The 15,830-nt window shown below is 45.4% G+C and carries 13 protein-coding genes; 2 read left to right on the top strand and 11 right to left on the bottom strand.

Annotation, left to right across the window (positions count from 1 at the left end):
* Nucleotides 1–132 precede the first annotated feature (132 nt).
* Nucleotides 133–1,428: a helix-turn-helix domain-containing protein gene (locus H8R94_RS09430; RefSeq protein WP_186854505.1), complete on the top strand. Its 1,296-nt coding sequence runs from the start codon at nt 133–135 to the stop codon at nt 1,426–1,428.
* Here H8R94_RS09430 and H8R94_RS09425 read toward each other — a convergent pair.
* The 9 genes from H8R94_RS09425 to H8R94_RS09385 form a co-directional block, all read right to left on the bottom strand.
* Nucleotides 1,400–3,790 (bottom strand): sensor histidine kinase, encoded by a 2,391-nt coding sequence (locus tag H8R94_RS09425; protein WP_186854504.1) that lies wholly within the window; start codon nt 3,788–3,790, stop codon nt 1,400–1,402. The genes H8R94_RS09430 and H8R94_RS09425 overlap by 29 nt on opposite strands.
* A gap of 60 nt (nt 3,791–3,850) precedes the next feature.
* Nucleotides 3,851–4,552: a response regulator transcription factor gene (locus H8R94_RS09420; protein ID WP_186854503.1), complete on the bottom strand. Its 702-nt coding sequence runs from the start codon at nt 4,550–4,552 to the stop codon at nt 3,851–3,853.
* Nucleotides 4,553–4,722: 170 nt separating this feature from the next.
* Entirely contained in the window at nt 4,723–6,717 is a 1,995-nt protein-coding gene (locus tag H8R94_RS09415) for an elongation factor G (protein WP_186854502.1), read from the bottom strand.
* 189 nt (nt 6,718–6,906) lie between these two features.
* Nucleotides 6,907–8,193: a serine--tRNA ligase gene (gene serS / locus H8R94_RS09410; protein ID WP_186854501.1), complete on the bottom strand. Its 1,287-nt coding sequence runs from the start codon at nt 8,191–8,193 to the stop codon at nt 6,907–6,909.
* Nucleotides 8,194–8,253: 60 nt separating this feature from the next.
* Nucleotides 8,254–9,492 carry a serine hydroxymethyltransferase gene (gene glyA, locus H8R94_RS09405; RefSeq protein WP_186854500.1) on the bottom strand — a complete coding sequence of 413 codons (1,239 nt, stop codon included), beginning with the start codon at nt 9,490–9,492 and terminating at the stop codon, nt 8,254–8,256.
* A 41-nt stretch (nt 9,493–9,533) separates the two neighbouring features.
* Complete coding sequence (secD, locus tag H8R94_RS09400) at nt 9,534–11,816, bottom strand: protein translocase subunit SecD (protein ID WP_186854499.1); 2,283 nt, start codon at nt 11,814–11,816, stop codon at nt 9,534–9,536.
* On the bottom strand, nt 11,813–13,189 hold the full coding sequence (gene scfB / locus H8R94_RS09395; protein WP_186854498.1) for a thioether cross-link-forming SCIFF peptide maturase: 1,377 nt from the start codon (nt 13,187–13,189) through the stop codon (nt 11,813–11,815). The genes secD and scfB overlap by 4 nt, the downstream gene beginning before the upstream one ends.
* A 136-nt stretch (nt 13,190–13,325) precedes the next feature.
* The gene (scfA, locus tag H8R94_RS09390; RefSeq protein WP_118281703.1) at nt 13,326–13,469 is read right to left on the bottom strand and encodes a six-cysteine ranthipeptide SCIFF; all 144 of its coding nucleotides are present in this window, start codon (nt 13,467–13,469) and stop codon (nt 13,326–13,328) included.
* An 82-nt stretch (nt 13,470–13,551) separates the two neighbouring features.
* Complete coding sequence (locus H8R94_RS09385) at nt 13,552–13,917, bottom strand: TIGR04086 family membrane protein (RefSeq protein WP_158573058.1); 366 nt, start codon at nt 13,915–13,917, stop codon at nt 13,552–13,554.
* A gap of 148 nt (nt 13,918–14,065) precedes the next feature.
* Here H8R94_RS09385 and H8R94_RS09380 point away from each other — a divergent pair, with 148 nt between their 5' ends.
* Nucleotides 14,066–14,539, top strand: a complete 474-nt coding sequence (locus H8R94_RS09380; RefSeq protein ID WP_118281701.1) for a hypothetical protein — start codon at nt 14,066–14,068, stop codon at nt 14,537–14,539.
* 52 nt (nt 14,540–14,591) lie between these two features.
* Here H8R94_RS09380 and H8R94_RS09375 read toward each other — a convergent pair whose 3' ends face one another.
* Together H8R94_RS09375 and spoIIR are read right to left on the bottom strand one after the other, a co-directional pair.
* Nucleotides 14,592–15,014, bottom strand: a complete 423-nt coding sequence (locus H8R94_RS09375; RefSeq protein ID WP_118281700.1) for a DUF1934 domain-containing protein — start codon at nt 15,012–15,014, stop codon at nt 14,592–14,594.
* 125 nt (nt 15,015–15,139) lie between these two features.
* A complete protein-coding gene (spoIIR, locus tag H8R94_RS09370; RefSeq protein ID WP_178010011.1) occupies nt 15,140–15,733 on the bottom strand; it encodes a stage II sporulation protein R in 594 nt (197 codons plus the stop codon).
* Nucleotides 15,734–15,830 lie beyond the last annotated feature (97 nt).

Raw genomic sequence — 15,830 nt, 5'->3', positions numbered from 1 at the left:
ATGACCATTTCTTGTATTTATCATACCAATTCCTTGTGTTTTACCCTGTTAAAATTTCGATATTTCTAACAATATTTCATTAAACATTATAGAAAATTTAACAAAAGCGTGCTAGGATATGGATAATACAAGATGAGAAAGAAAGGACTTAGCATGTATCAGACACAAAAACTTACTTATTTATTCGACTCTTTATATGCAGTAAATAATATCTGCTTCTGGCACTATACAAAGGATTGGGAACTCCTGGATACCAACTGTCCCTGGATCAACGAAGTCCGCAACTTCTTTTTTGACTCCAAGGATAATGCCTTAAAGACCTATGCTTCCAACTCCACCATGCCCATCCTCTACCCGGACCGCCTCTGCCTGACCTGGGCGATCCAGCCTTATATTGTAGATGACAATTTAGACTCTTTCTACGTCTTAGGTCCCTTTTTAAACTCCTCCGTATCGGAGATCAATTTCAAGCGCCTGCTGGACGACTGGCATATGTCCATATCCTCTCAGCACCGCATGATGGAAGTGCAGAAGGAGATTCCGGTCATTCCCTATAGCCTCTTTTTGCAGAGCGTGCGCATGCTCTACTACACTCTTTATGGAAAAACACCGGGAAATCTGACCACCACCTCTTTTCCCACCCTCAATCCACTCAGTTCCAAAAATACCTTGGCTCCAACCAAGAAAAATGGCAGCACAGCACACGATATTACCATCACCGAACACAGTAGTTATGCCATGGAATGTGCTATGCTAAAACATGTCGAGACCGGCAACATCCATTATCAGGACGAACTGCAAAATACGGAATTATCTGCAGACAACTACCTGGTAGGACTTATGAGCCCGGGCGATATCGTCAGACAGGAAAAGGATGCGATCATTGTCTTTGTGGCACTCATTACCCGCGCCGCCATCCGTGGCGGTATGGATCCGGACGAAGCCTACTCTCTCAGTGACTACTATATCCAGCAGATCGAATCCCCTGACTGCACAGACCTCAACAATATCATGGATATCCATTTTCTTGCCTATGATACCTTTATCCACCGCGTGCATGAGATCCAGTTACAGGGAAAGGAATACTCTCCTTTTGTCAATGACTGCATCGCACTGATCCACCGCAACATCTATGAAAAGATCACTCTGGAGGATCTGGCAGAAGCCCTAGGCTATTCCACCTATTACCTGTCCTCCCAGTTTAAAAAACAGACCGGGCAGTCCATCGGCGATTACATGACAGATCTGCGCATAGAAAAAGCCAAGGAAATGTTGACCTATAACAACATTTCCCTGACTGATCTGAGTGCCAAATTACATTTTTCCACGCCGTCTTATTTTTCTTCTGTCTTTAAGAAGCGCACCGGGCTGCCCCCATCCGCATATGTGCAGAGCCTTTCTAAGCCTGCTTCTTCATCGCAACCGTGATTTTAAAGAGATCACCGTCAATATCGATGGTCAGTTGTCCGTCCATGAGTGCGGTCAGGCTGGATGCGATGGAAAGTCCCAAGCCGTGACCTTCGGTATTTCTCGATGCATCACCTCTGACAAAACGTTCCATCAACTCGTCACTGCTGATGTTGAGCGGATACTTGGAAATATTCTTAAAGATCATGCGCACCTGGTCACCTGCATCTTCCACATTGACATAGACTCTGGTATGGTCCTGTGTATATTTGCAAATATTGCTCATGATATTATCAAATACCCGCCACAGATGTCTGCCGTCTGCCATGATGTTGGCAGGATTCTTTGCTTCATTTACCACAATCTCAATATCCTGTGCTTGCAGTTTATCCTGATACTCTCCGACCACCTGCGAGATCATCACAGCGGCATCACAGGCTTCCATATGCATCTCTACATTACCGGTGGATGCCTTGGATGCTTCTAAGAGATCTTCAATAAGTTTTTTCAAACGAGCTGACTGGCGATCCAAGACCTCGACATACTCTCTTACTTTTTCCTCAGAAATACCCTCCTTTTTGATCAGATCTACATAGTTGATAATAGAGGTCAGCGGTGTTTTGATATCATGCGACACATTCGTGATGAGTTCTGTCTTGAAGCGTTCACTCTTCATCTGTTCTGCCACTGCAATCGCAATTCCCTCGCCCACATGGTTGATATCTTCGCCGTGTTCTCTCATAGGAGCAATCATATGTGTGGTATCGATCGGCTCATTATAATTGCCACTGGCGACACGCTTTCCACCATCTTTTAATTTCTTTGCCATCAAGACCAGATAGAAGATCAAGGCTGTCTCGGCTATCTTATATAAAAAGAAAAGGAAAACGCCTGCGCCATAAATACCGGTTGCCAGTAAGGCCATCAGTTCCACCAAGGCTAAAATGGCAAGCCCCAGGCCTAAACGCGTGCTTAGTTTTGTATTTTCATGTATTGCACGATGCAGCCGTCTGATAGGATCGATCAGCCATTTTCTAAAAAAGGCTGCAATATAATGCCAAAGTGTATGTTTCCAGAATTGACCTGACTTGATACGCGTTGCCGTACTCATGCAAAATGCCAGTGCAAGCAATGTCCAAAGGATTGCAAGCACAATGGACAAAGTAACGAACTCTGCCAATGCCAGAACCCCACTATAATAGGCCATCCACAATCCTATATTCCCTATCACGCCTAAGCATACACCTGTTGCAACTACAATGCCGTAAATACCATAAGGTACGCGATCCGCCCATCGTAGGTAAATCGCATCATCTTCCTTGCGATGTCCGGACATGGTCATCAGAAAAACAAAGGAAACGATAAACAAGAGCAACGATACCAGAAGGAGCGGCAGATAAACCTTCTGCAACATAGTCAGTATGGCAGTAAGTATATACGGAATCCACAGATAATCACTCATGCCATTGGCAAAGACCAGATCATCTTCATATTTTTGCAGACGATTGATGACTTCAAAGAAATTGCCTGAATCCAAAGCGCTTTTCCCATAAGAAAAAGATCCCATAATGGTGATTGCCGCATCGCGGTAATTCTCTTTGACTACATCCTGCTGTTCATCCGTCAATTGCGCTGTATCATTTGCCTCCCAAAATACATCTTCCAGATTTGGAATCATATAAATACGGTAGAAAGTATACGTTCCTTCCGGCGGCAGTTCTCCTGCAAGAAGGTCTCCTGCATTATTCCCTTCATTTTCGACATCATCCGACATATTGTCTTCATCTGTCAGATTTTCTCCTATATTATCTGCATCTTCACTGTCTACGTCATAATCATAATACTCCAACCGATCTCCATTTTTGCTTTCATCCAGATAGACTTCATCATTTCCAACATACCCATAGACATTGGTCTGCATGGCTCCCAACCAGGTATCCGTGTTATAATGGTATTCATTTTTATTGAAAAATACATTTTCATACACGCCATCCATTTCCCGATGGTTTTTATCCTGCAGCCACTGGATCAGATAAGGAGATCCATAGACAAAATTATTGTTCCGCACAACATTGAGTTTGTCGCCATCTCCTGTTACCTGAAAATCAATCTGCTCTACTGCGTAGGTCAGCAAAGAGCCATCCAAAGCATCCCAGGAGCCGCCCTCTTCGGTTGCACTCTCCTTCAAATAGGCTGCATAGTTGGAAACCATATGTTCCTGCATGAGTTCTGCGATCGTATCATTTTGATTCCCATATTCGGCACGTAAACCGATACTGAAGATCATCATGATAGCGGCAAGCAGTGTAGTTATTCCGGTTATACAAGCAATCAAAAGCGCAAAAGCCTTATACGCCGTTTGTCCTTTCCAATTTTTTTTCATATCAAATTCCTCACATTTCTTCCTGTTTTATTTCATCGTGGCAGTTTGTACGGACGGGCTCTATTTGTCTTCAACCTTGTACCCTCTTCCCCACACAACCTTAACATACCTTGGTTCTGCCGGATCATACTCCAGTTTTTCACGCAGATGACGAATGTGAACAGCAACGGTATTTTCTGTGCCAAAGGCATCTTCCTTCCAGACCTGTTCATAAATTTGTGCCGGGGAAAATACTTTTCCCGGGTTTTCCATCAAAAGATGCAGGATATCATATTCTGTCCTTGTCAGATTGACCAGTTCTCCATCTAACGTCACTTCTTTAGCCCGATCATTTAATACGATCGGACCGATCGCGATGATGCCATCATCACCGGAAGCGCTTGCATGGTTTCCCCCCAGTTGCATGTAGCGGCGCAACTGTGATTTGACCCTTGCCTGCAATTCTACCGGATTGAAAGGTTTTGTCACATAATCATCTGCGCCGACATTGAGTCCTAAAACCTTATCCGTATCCTCACTCTTTGCTGTCAAAAGTATGATCGGAACATTAGATGTCTCGCGAATCTTTGCCATGGTCTGGATCCCATCCAGCCGTGGCATCATCACATCCAGGAGCACCAAATGTATTTCTTTTGTTTCCAGCACTTCCAGCGCTTCTAAACCGTCATATGCCGTATAGACCTGATAGCCCTCACTTTCCAGATAAATCCGCAGTGCAGAAACAATATCTTTTTCATCATCACAAACCAGTACGTTTACCATTTTATCCTCCAGAGAATTTTGTTGTGTTTTTTAAGATGATATCTGATGCCTTGCAAAATTATGCATCCGACACACAAAAACCGCCACAACATGTATTGATTAATCATATACATATTGTAGCGGTTCATCATTTAATTTCCAAGTAGGGAAGTCTTTAAGACTTTCTTAAGTTATCCCTTATTTTCAACTTCATATTTCAGGAATTCGTAGGAATACTCTGCCTCCCCTCCTGTAATAGAGTGAAGTGTTGTCCCGATACCATAGAGTGTTGCATAGGGAATCTCTGCCTCAATCCTTTGCCTGCCATTCTCCTGCTCCGGATTCATGCCCATGATCCTGGCACGGCGCTTGCTGAGTTCTCCCATAACATCACCAACTTTATCCTCCGGTACACGCACCTGAAGCGATGCGATTGGCTCCAAAAGGACAGGATCGGCTTTCATGAGGGCATCCTTTAAAGCCATGGTGGCTGCTGTCTTAAAGGCTGCCTCTGACGAATCCACCGAATGAGATGAGCCGTCGTAAAGATTGACATGGATGCCGACCACCGGATATCCTGCGAGCGGTCCTGCCTGCGTTCCCTCGGCAATACCCTTTTCCACTGCCGGAAAGAAATTCTTCGGTACGGCTCCGCCGACAACAGTCTCTTCAAATTCATATGCGCTGGTCAGATTTCCTGACGGAGATACTTTAATTTTGACATGCCCGTACTGTCCATGTCCACCGGATTGCTTCTTGTGCTTGTATTCGACATCCGCACTGCCCCGGATAGTCTCACGGTATGCTACTTTCGGTGCTTCTAATTGCATCTCGACATTATATTTGGCTCTTAGTCGGTCTGCGACCGCCTGCAAATGTTGTTCACTGATGCCATATACAAGCGTCTGACGGTTTTCACTGTCATTTTCCACCCGAAGTGTCCTGTCTTCTTCTGCCAGTTTTAAAAGCGACTGCGTCAGTTTGTCATCCTCCTTGGCATCGGCCGCAAAATAGCGCATTGCACAATATGGCGTGGAAATTGCGGTCGCCGGATAAAGAACCGGCGTTGCCTTGGTCGAAAGTGTCGTGGAGGTCTGCAAGCCCGACACCTTGCTGAGGGCACCCACATCGCCCGCGTGCAGTTCCTCTACTTCTTCTGCCTTGCTTCCCTTCATGACATACAACTTACTGATGCGGATCTCCTGTCCTTTGACTGGGTCGTATAGGTTATCGTCTGACTTGATAACACCGGACATGACCTTAAAGAGGGAATACTTTCCAATAAAAGGATCCATGATAGTCTTAAATACATAGGCTGTCTTTGCCTTAGCAAAATTATAATTTGCCTCGAAAAGTTCCTGGGTCAGAACATTCATACCGGTTGCACTGCGCTGATCCGGTGACGGCAGATATTTGATGATGTCTGCCAATAGTGTATACATACCTCTTTCCATGGTATTGGAGCCCATCATGACCGGTACGATCGTTCCCTCGGATACATTGACGCGGAGTGCCTGTCGGATCTCGTTCTCCGAGAAAGTCTCGCCTGCAAAATAGCGGTCCAGAAATTCTTCACTGGTCTCTGCTACCGCCTCCATCAGGGCTTCCCGATAGATAGAGAGATTTTCCATAGAATATTCCGGCACTTCTGACTTTACAACCGTTCCATCGGATTGCCAACGCTTTGCCCGCTCTTGGATCACATTGACATAACCCACAAATTCCTCATTTTCACGCAGCGGAAAATGAAAAGGTGCAATACACTTGCCATACAATTCCTGTAAACCCAGTACAACATTTTTAAAAGAGACATCATCAATATCCATGTCGCTTACATAAACGATACGCGGTAAATGGTATTTTTCGCACATAGCCCATGCCTTGCGCGTTCCGTTCTCCACACCATTCTTACCGGAAATAACGATGATGGCAGCATCTGCAACGCCTACGGCTTCTTCAATCTCCCCCACGAAATCGAATGCTCCCGGCACATCCAGAATGTTGATCTTGTGATCGTCCCACAAAATCGGCTGCACAAGCATCTGCGTTGTTGCCACCGGTTCTGTCATGCGTTGCTTGGATGCGGTTGCAATACCATTCATCGCGGACACCAGACTGGTTTTGCCTGCCCCACTGTGCCCCAGAACAACCACATTACGAATTTTGTCCGTTGTAAAAACCTTCATGTCACATGTCCTCCTCGCTTCGTTTTCTCTTACTGCTATTGTAGCAAGGTGGATGGCATATTACCACTCTTTTTTCAGAATTTTCTGTTTTTTTATCGCTTGTACATTAGTTGGCAGATATTTGTCCCATAAAAAAGAAGAAGCACAGCGATTGGCTCACTGTGCTTCGATATGTTTCTTTTTGACACACTAATGCTTTGGAACAAGCACTGTCTTACCGCCCATGTATGGCTGTAAAGCCACTGGAATATTAACAGAACCATCTGCATTTAAGTTGTTCTCTAAGAATGCGATCAACATTCTTGGTGGTGCAACAACCGTGTTATTCAAGGTATGGGCAAAATACTTACCATCCTTACCCTTTACACGGATCTTTAAACGGCGAGCCTGTGCATCCCCAAGATTTGAGCAGGAGCCTACCTCGAAATATTTCTTCTGTCTAGGTGACCATGCCTCTACATCACATGATTTTACTTTCAGATCTGCAAGATCTCCGGAACAGCACTCCAGGGTACGAACCGGGATATCCAGACTGCGGAAGAGATCAACGGTGTTCTGCCACAACTTGTCATACCAAGCCTTGGAATCTTCCGGCTTACATACAACGACCATCTCCTGCTTTTCAAACTGATGGATACGATAAACACCACGTTCCTCGATGCCATGGGCACCTTTTTCCTTACGGAAGCAAGGAGAATAAGAAGTCAGGGTATATGGTAATTTTTCTTCATCATTCAAAGTATCAATGAACTTACCGATCATAGAATGCTCGGATGTACCGATCAGATAGAGGTCTTCACCCTCGATCTTATACATCATGGCATCCATTTCTTCAAAACTCATAACACCGGTAACCACGTTAGAACGGATCATAAACGGTGGTACACAGTAGGTAAATCCACGGTCAATCATGAAGTCTCTTGCATAAGAGATCACTGCAGAATGCAGTCTTGCAATGTCTCCCATCAGATAGTAGAAGCCGTTTCCAGCAACCTTTCCAGCGCTCTCAAGATCAATGCCGTCAAAGCGTTCCATGATATCTGTATGATATGGAACCTCAAAATCAGGAACGACCGGCTCGCCAAACTTCTCGATCTCGACGTTGCAGGAATCGTCCTTGCCGATCGGTACGGATGGATCAATAATGTTTGGAATGTTCATCATGATCTGTGTAACCTTTTCCTGTAATTCTTTTTCTTCCGGCTCTAACTCCGCAAGTCTCGCAGAAATACCGGCAACCTCAGCCTTGACTGCTTCTGCCTCTTCCTTCTTGCCCTGTCCCATCAAAGCACCGATCTGCTTAGCGATCTTGTTCTTCTTGGAACGGAGTTCATCTGCTTCCTGCTGTGCAGCTCTCGCCTGCGCATCTAACTCGATAACCTCATCTACCAGATGAAGTTTGTGCTCCTGAAACTTATTCTTGATGTTCTGTTTTACAATTTCAGGATTTTCTCTTAAAAACTTAATATCGATCATTTTGTTTTCCTTCCATTATCAAAAATCTATTGGTAATCCCACTGCTTCGCAGCAAAGTTATTACTTCAACGGATATTTATCTGTGAGTTCGTCCACAATCTTGCGCGCCTTTGCCACGCCATCTTCGCCTTCCTTGATCACGCTGGCGATTGCCTCTGCAACACGATCAAAGTCGTCTTCCTTCAAGCCTCTGCTTGTAGCTGCCGGTGTACCAAGACGGATACCGCTTGTAACAAATGGGCTCTTCGGATCGTTCGGAATGGTATTTTTATTGGCGGTGATGTGTGCATCATCCAGCCACTTTTCAACTGCCTTTCCTGTCAGATCATATGGGGTCAGATCGACAAGCATCAAGTGATTGTCAGTACCACCGGATACGATCTTGATATCTCTATCCTGCAAGCCTTTTGCAAGTGCCTGTGCATTGTCAGCCACCTGTTTCATGTAGACCTTAAACTCCGGCTGCAAGGCTTCCTGGAAGCAGACTGCCTTGGCTGCGATCACATGCATGAGCGGACCGCCCTGTGTTCCAGGGAATACAGCCTTATTGAAGTTATATTTTTCATTCGCCTCTGCGGTAGCCATGATCATACCACCACGCGGACCACGTAAAGTCTTATGGGTCGTTGTCGTAACAACATCCGCATAAGGAACCGGACTTTCATGCAAACCTGTTGCAACAAGACCGGCAATATGTGCCATATCAACCATGAGCACCGCATCTACCATATCGGCGATCTGACGGAAACGCTTGAAATCAATGGCTCTTGCATAAGCAGATGCACCTGCAATGATCATCTTAGGATGACATTCTTTTGCAAGGCGCTCCACCTCATCATAATCAATAAATCCCTCATCATTCACACCATAAGGAACAATATGGAAATAAGTACCTGAGAAGTTGACTGGTGATCCATGGGTCAGATGACCGCCGTGATCCAAATTCATACCCATCACAGTATCTCCCGGCTTTAGTACGGCAAACTGCACTGCCATGTTTGCCTGAGCCCCGGAATGTGGCTGTACATTGACATAGTCGCATCCAAATAATTTTTTAGCACGCTCTCTTGCCAATTCTTCTACCACATCAACACACTCACATCCGCCATAGTACCGCTTTCCGGGATAACCCTCTGCGTACTTGTTGGTCAGTACACTGCCCATTGCCGACATCACGGCCGGACTCACCCAGTTTTCCGAAGCGATCAGTTCGATATGGCTGGACTGTCTGCCAAACTCTGCCGTAATGGCATCTGCAATCTGTGGATCTACTGCTTTGATATCTTCTAATGTGTACATCCTTTCCTCCTTATGATGTGCATGTTTACAAGTAACCTATCTTAGTTTGCCTTCTTTTTTCCCTTAATATGTACCTTCATCACATACCATAATTCTGTAGCGATGCAGATAGAAGAATAAGTACCGCATACAATACCAACCAAAAGTGGCAATGCAAATTCGCGGATACTTGTTACACCAAGAATCAGAAGCATAAGTACCATAACAACTGTCGTAAAGGAGGTACTGATGGATCTGGAAAGTGTCTGCGTGATACTCTCATTTGCCAGTGTCTGCAGACTCTCCGGTGTCTCATCACGAAGTACTTTTTTATTTTCACGGATACGGTCAAAGATAACGATCGTATCATTGACAGAATAACCGATAACCGTAAGCATACATGCAATAAATGCGCTGCCCACAGAAATACGTGCAACTGCATAAAGTGCCAGTACCACAAGCACATCATGGATCAGGGCAATGATGGCACTACTTGCAAACCGGATATCTTTAAAGCGGAACCAGATGTAAAGAAGCATAAAGAATGCTGCTACGATAACAGCAAGCAAAGACTGTGAACGCATCTCTCCACTGATGGTAGAACCAATATTGGAAGAAGTGATCGCGCTCTCGTCTACACCATAATCATTTTCTAACATGGTATTGAGTGCTTCTCTCTGCTCCAGATCCAGACTTCTGGTCTTAAAGATGATCTGATTGGTATTATCAACAACCTGTGTCTGGACGTCATTATTGCCGATGACCTCAGCGATCTTTGGCACGATTTCATCATCTGCCTGTGCCAAAGTGTAGGCTTCGTTAAATTCTACGGTTGTTGAAGTACCGCCCAAAAATTCCAGACTATAATTTAATGCCTTATCTCCCTTTGCACCATGTACGCCCATGCCGACAAAGCCGACACAGATCACCAGGATAGAGCAGGCAAAGAAGACTGCCTTCTTGCTCATGAAGTTGATATTCTTCATTGCCTTTGCCTTGCCATAGAACTTCTGATCACGGAGTCCTACTGCATACAGAGCGTTCATCAAAATTCTTGTGATGACCAAGGCGGTAAACATAGAAAGAACAACACCAAGCGCTAAGGTAATGGCAAATCCCTTTACCGTACCGGAACCTAAAACACCAAGAACCGCTGCTGCGATCAATGTTGTCACATTACCATCAACAATGGCAGAAAGTGCTTTCTTAAATCCAATCTCAATGGCTGCGATCACACTCTTGCCTGCCGCAATCTCTTCACGGATGCGGGCAAAAATGATAACGTTGGCATCCACCGCCATACCGATGGAAAGGATGATACCGGCGATACCCGGCAATGTAAGGGTAATATCAAATGCCCACAGGATAAATAACATAAGTCCTGTGTAAAGTGCTAAAGCAAGGGACGCTGCCACACCCGGCACACGGTACATGATCATAAGGAAGATCATGACAATGATCAGACCGATGGCTGCTGCAAGCAAACTGGTAGATAATGCGCTGCTTCCCAGTTGTGCGCCTACGACTTCTGACTGCAACTCTTCCAGTTCCAGATTCAGACCACCAATACGGATATAAGAAGCAAGACTGTCTGCCTCATCAAAATCACTCATACCCTCGATAACACACTTGCCATCTGTGATGGCTGCATTTACCTTTGGTACACTGACAAACTGTCCGTCATAGTAGATACCGATAGATTCACCTCTTGCGTAAGCCGTTGTGGTTGCATCCGCAAATGCCTTTGTTCCGGCATCTGTCAAGCTAATAGATACCACCGGCTCTGTTGCTCCTGTTGTCTGGTTCTGCTGATTGGTAGCCGTAGCATTTTTTACATCAGACCCCTGCAAAATAACGGAACCATTTGCGATCAGATCATTCAGGTCATAATTCAACTTATAACCACCGGTCGTGCTGTCATAAGAATAGTTCTGGTTTCCAGCAGCATCTGTCTGCGCGATGAAATAAATAGAGCCCGGCGTTCCCAGTTCTGCTAAAAGTGCATTAGCATCCTTAACACCTGGAATCTCAACAGTGATTCTGTCATCACCGACCGGATAAACACTCGCCTCTGTTGTAGAGGAGTCGGATCCCAGTTCATTTTCGATACGCTTCTGTAACTTGGTGACCGTATCGTTTAAGTCTTCGCTGGACGGGGTATCTCCCACAACCTGATAAGTAATGCTGACACCACCTGCAAGGTCAAGACCCAGACGGATGTCAAAATCATCTTTGCCGGAAACGGTCGCTGTCACAATATTCCATGCCAGATAACCAAATCCGACAATGCAGGCAAGCAGGACTACAAGCCACGCTACTCCCTGCCCTTTCTTTAATCGTTTCATACTTCTTCTCCTTCTTTTGCAGCCAATGCCGCTTTTATCATAATGGCACATTCAACACGTTTTTTCTGAAGTGCACATCCTATATCGTATGCATTATGGATATCGCCATGGAAGTTGTAAGAATTGGCTGCACATCCACCACTACAATAAAACCTTGCAAAACATTCCCTGCACTTGTCCTTGGCATAGACATTGCAGGACTTGAACTCGTCACGCAGGTCTGTATTGACCACGCCATCATCCACATTTCCCATCAAAAAGTCGGTATTTCCAACAAACTGATGGCAAGGATAAAGATCACCTGTCGGTGTTACTGCTAAATATTCCGTTCCTGATCCACAACCTGACAAACGTTTTGCCACACAAGGACCGCCTTCTAAATCGATCATAAAGTGGAAGAAGTTGAAGTCATTTTCTTTTCCATGACGTTTTACCATCTCCAATGCCAGATTTTCGTATTCTTCCATCAACTGTGGCAAGTCCTCCTCGCGGATCGCATAGGAATCTGTCTCCTGTGCAACGACCGGCTCTACCGAGATCTGCTTGAAACCAAGGTCTGCTAAATGCAGGACATCCTTAGAGAAATCCAGATTGTTATGGGTAAAGGTTCCACGCACATAGTATTTTTCCTGATGGCGGCTGTCCGCGAACTTCTGGAACTTCGGTACGATCAGATCATAAGATCCTGCCCCCTTGCGGAAAGGTCTCATGCGGTCATGGACTTCTTTTCTGCCGTCGATACTCAAGACCACGTTGCCCATCTCTTTGTTGGCAAATTCCATGATGTCATCATTTAAAAGCACGCCATTGGTCGTAAGCGTAAAGCGGAACTTTTTGTCATGTGTTTCCTCCAGACTCCTGCCGTATGCGACCAGATCCTTAACAACCTGAAAATTCATCAGCGGCTCTCCGCCAAAGAAATCCACCTCTAAGTTGCGGCGATTGCCGGAATTGGCAACCAGAAAATCCAATGCCTTTCTGCCGACTTCGTAAGACATGAGTTCACGTTTGCCGTGATACTCGCCCTCCTCTGCAAAGCAATACTGGCATGCCAGGTTGCAATCGTGGGCAATATGTAAACACAGTGCCTTGACAACCGTAGGTCTCTTGGCAAAATCTGTGATATAAGGCTCGTATGAGTCCTTTGTAAATAATTCCTCTGCGGCGATCAGTTCTGCGATCTCGTCCCAGACTTCTGCGATCTCATCCTTGTGATCCGGGTAGCGTTTTGCCATCTCTGCAAAAATGCTGTCCTTATCGGATGACTCATACATCTCAATCATATCGTAGGTCATGTCATCCACCACATGAATGGCTCCGCTGTTGACATCGATCACGATATTGTAACCGCCCATTTTGTATTGATGAACCAAAATAGTCCTCCTTCTATAAACGCACAAATGACCGAACGCTATCAAGCGTACGGTCGCGTGTACTTTTTCTTGTTTTAACTACAGAATGGAGCCTCCCACGAAAAGTAGGACGCTCCGCATTGTACAAATATGATGATTAGCGATTGTTCTCGCAAGACTGGTTACCTACAGTACAAGATGTCTTGCATGCAGACTGGCAAGATGTCTGGCACTCGCCGCATCCACCCTTCTTTACTGTGTTCTGTAACTTCTTTGTATTTAATGTCTGTACATGTTTCATTGTAAATATCTCTCCTTTACTGCTTGATTACGCTATATTATAGCATACAAGTGCCTAAAGGAAAAGCATTTTTTCTGCTTCCTCAACTCAGCATACCGCCCAGCATTGCCGATCCGATGCAGATGGCAGATGCAGTTCCCATATAGGGGATGGGCGGCAGGCTTCCTTTCTGGATCCAGAGGGCTGCCCCAAGCAGGGTTGCCACATATAAGATCCCAACCAAAAGCCCCCACAAAAACTTCTGCCTTTTCTTCCATTTTCCCAGGACAAAGCCCCCGATACCGCAGGAAAGCACATAGATGACGATCACGCCGACCTGGGCGACTGCATCCTCTTTTTCCACACGTGACACGATAAGGGCTAAAAGTACCAACAATAATCCACTGATAATATACATGACAAGCAGGCTGCGCACAACGCATCCCCTTCGCACCTTTGTCTCTTTCATTTTTCCATCCTTTCTCCACACTGGGATCGGATCCGTCCCATCATCCACTATGAATTTATGTAAATTCCATCTACAATATGACACATCCATTGCTTTTTTAGGGGAATAATGCTACAATGAACTCCGATATTTTTAGGAGGATAACGGAATGAGTACTGGTTGGATTGTATTGATTGTTGTATTGGTCATTCTCGTTGCGCTGATCATTGGATTGTATTTCCTTGGCAAGCGTGCCGAAAAGAAACAGGAAGAGCAAAACGCACAGGTGGAGGCAACCGCCCAGAATGTGACAATGCTTATCATCGACAAGAAAAAGTTACGGATCAAAGATTCCGGTCTGCCGGAGCAAGTGATCGCACAGACACCTTTCTATGCAAAGTTGTCCAAGTTGCCGATCGTTAAGGCCAAGGTTGGTCCAAAGGTCATGTCACTGATCTGTGATGCGACGATCTTTGATGAGATTCCTGTAAAGAAGGAAGTCAAGGCAAGAGTCAGCGGACTTTACATCACAAGTGTTCGCGGATTGCACGGAAAAACAGAATCCGAAGATGGCAAAAAGAAGAAAAAGGGGCTTCGTGCTTGGGCACTGCGCAAGCAGAAAGAACTCAATGCCAGCAAATAAGACATATCAAAAAGGCTTGTCCGATACGGACAAGCCTTTTTCTTTGCTCTCTTTATGCCGGTTGCACACGGACTTCCAGCCGGTTCTCTGCCAGTGTATTTCCACCGACATAGAGATCATAGACCAGTAAGATCTGCATGTGTGGTTCTTTTTCCTTGACAACATCCAATTCATAGACATGCGTGACAATATCCATATCCATGCATCCCATAGGGGTCCGCATCTGCGTGCTTGTGCGCTGCCCCGGAAGAAATTCCATGACCCGTCCCATATCTCCTGTCGTCGTCATGCGGCAGCCGCCGTCCCAGACTTCCAATTTATTGCGGGTACGCCCCATCTCATCCACCTGCATATATTGAAGGATTGCTTTTCCATCCGTTTCCTGATATCTGCCGTGGTAGGTAAGCCGATTGGTATCCGCCTGCCCATCCACGGTCTGTATACTTGTCATTTCTATAAGAATACGATTATCCATTGGTATATCCTTTGTCTTTCTGTCTTAGTCTGTCAGCCCCGGTGCTTCCCGGATGGCTCATATAGGATTATACCCTATTCCTATCTTCTCTTCCATGGCATTTTTATCTGCACATTTTACGGACATCAGAGATAACGGAAACGGATCTGCTTGTCCTCGGACTCGATGAGTTTTTTATACTGATATAAGGTAAAGACCTGGTACATCTGCTCTTTTTCATCCTCTCCCACGACCTCATATGTATTGTCCCGAAAACACATATTGGGATACATGACGCACCACCAGTTTTTGCCCTGCGCCTGACCGATCCGCACCTGTAGGGAAGTATAATTACCTGCAGGCAAATGATAAATGCCGTAAAACTTCTCCGGAAAATCCACATCCTCGATCGCCGCCGTGACCGGATAGGTATAACCTTCTTTTGCGATCTCCTGCCCCGCGACCTTCTCAATCTCTTTCAGATGCGCACGGATGATGCTCTCTGTCTCCTTTTTATCGCTTGCTGTCGCAAGCAATCCCGAAACATAAGCCCCCACCTGATCCCGCACCTGCAATTTGAGTGCCTGATCTTCCTCAGTATCACTGTTGGCGATCACATGAAAACGAAAGACTTCACTGGCGTAGTCCTCCTGCAAATGCCGGCTCTGCCCTATGAGGACAAGTAGTCCTACGATCAAAAGTCCTGCCACGATCCTTATATTTTTCCTTTTTGCATACATATCTGCTTCCTGCTCTTTCTGTCTTAAGATTAGAAACACCGGACATCCATCCGATGTTTCTAACCAAAGTATGCAACCAAATTTTTCTTTTATACAA

This window comes from Roseburia lenta, assembly GCF_014287435.1.
GTDB lineage: Bacteria > Bacillota > Clostridia > Lachnospirales > Lachnospiraceae > Pararoseburia > Pararoseburia lenta.
This window is presented reverse-complemented; position numbering and strand designations above follow the sequence as displayed.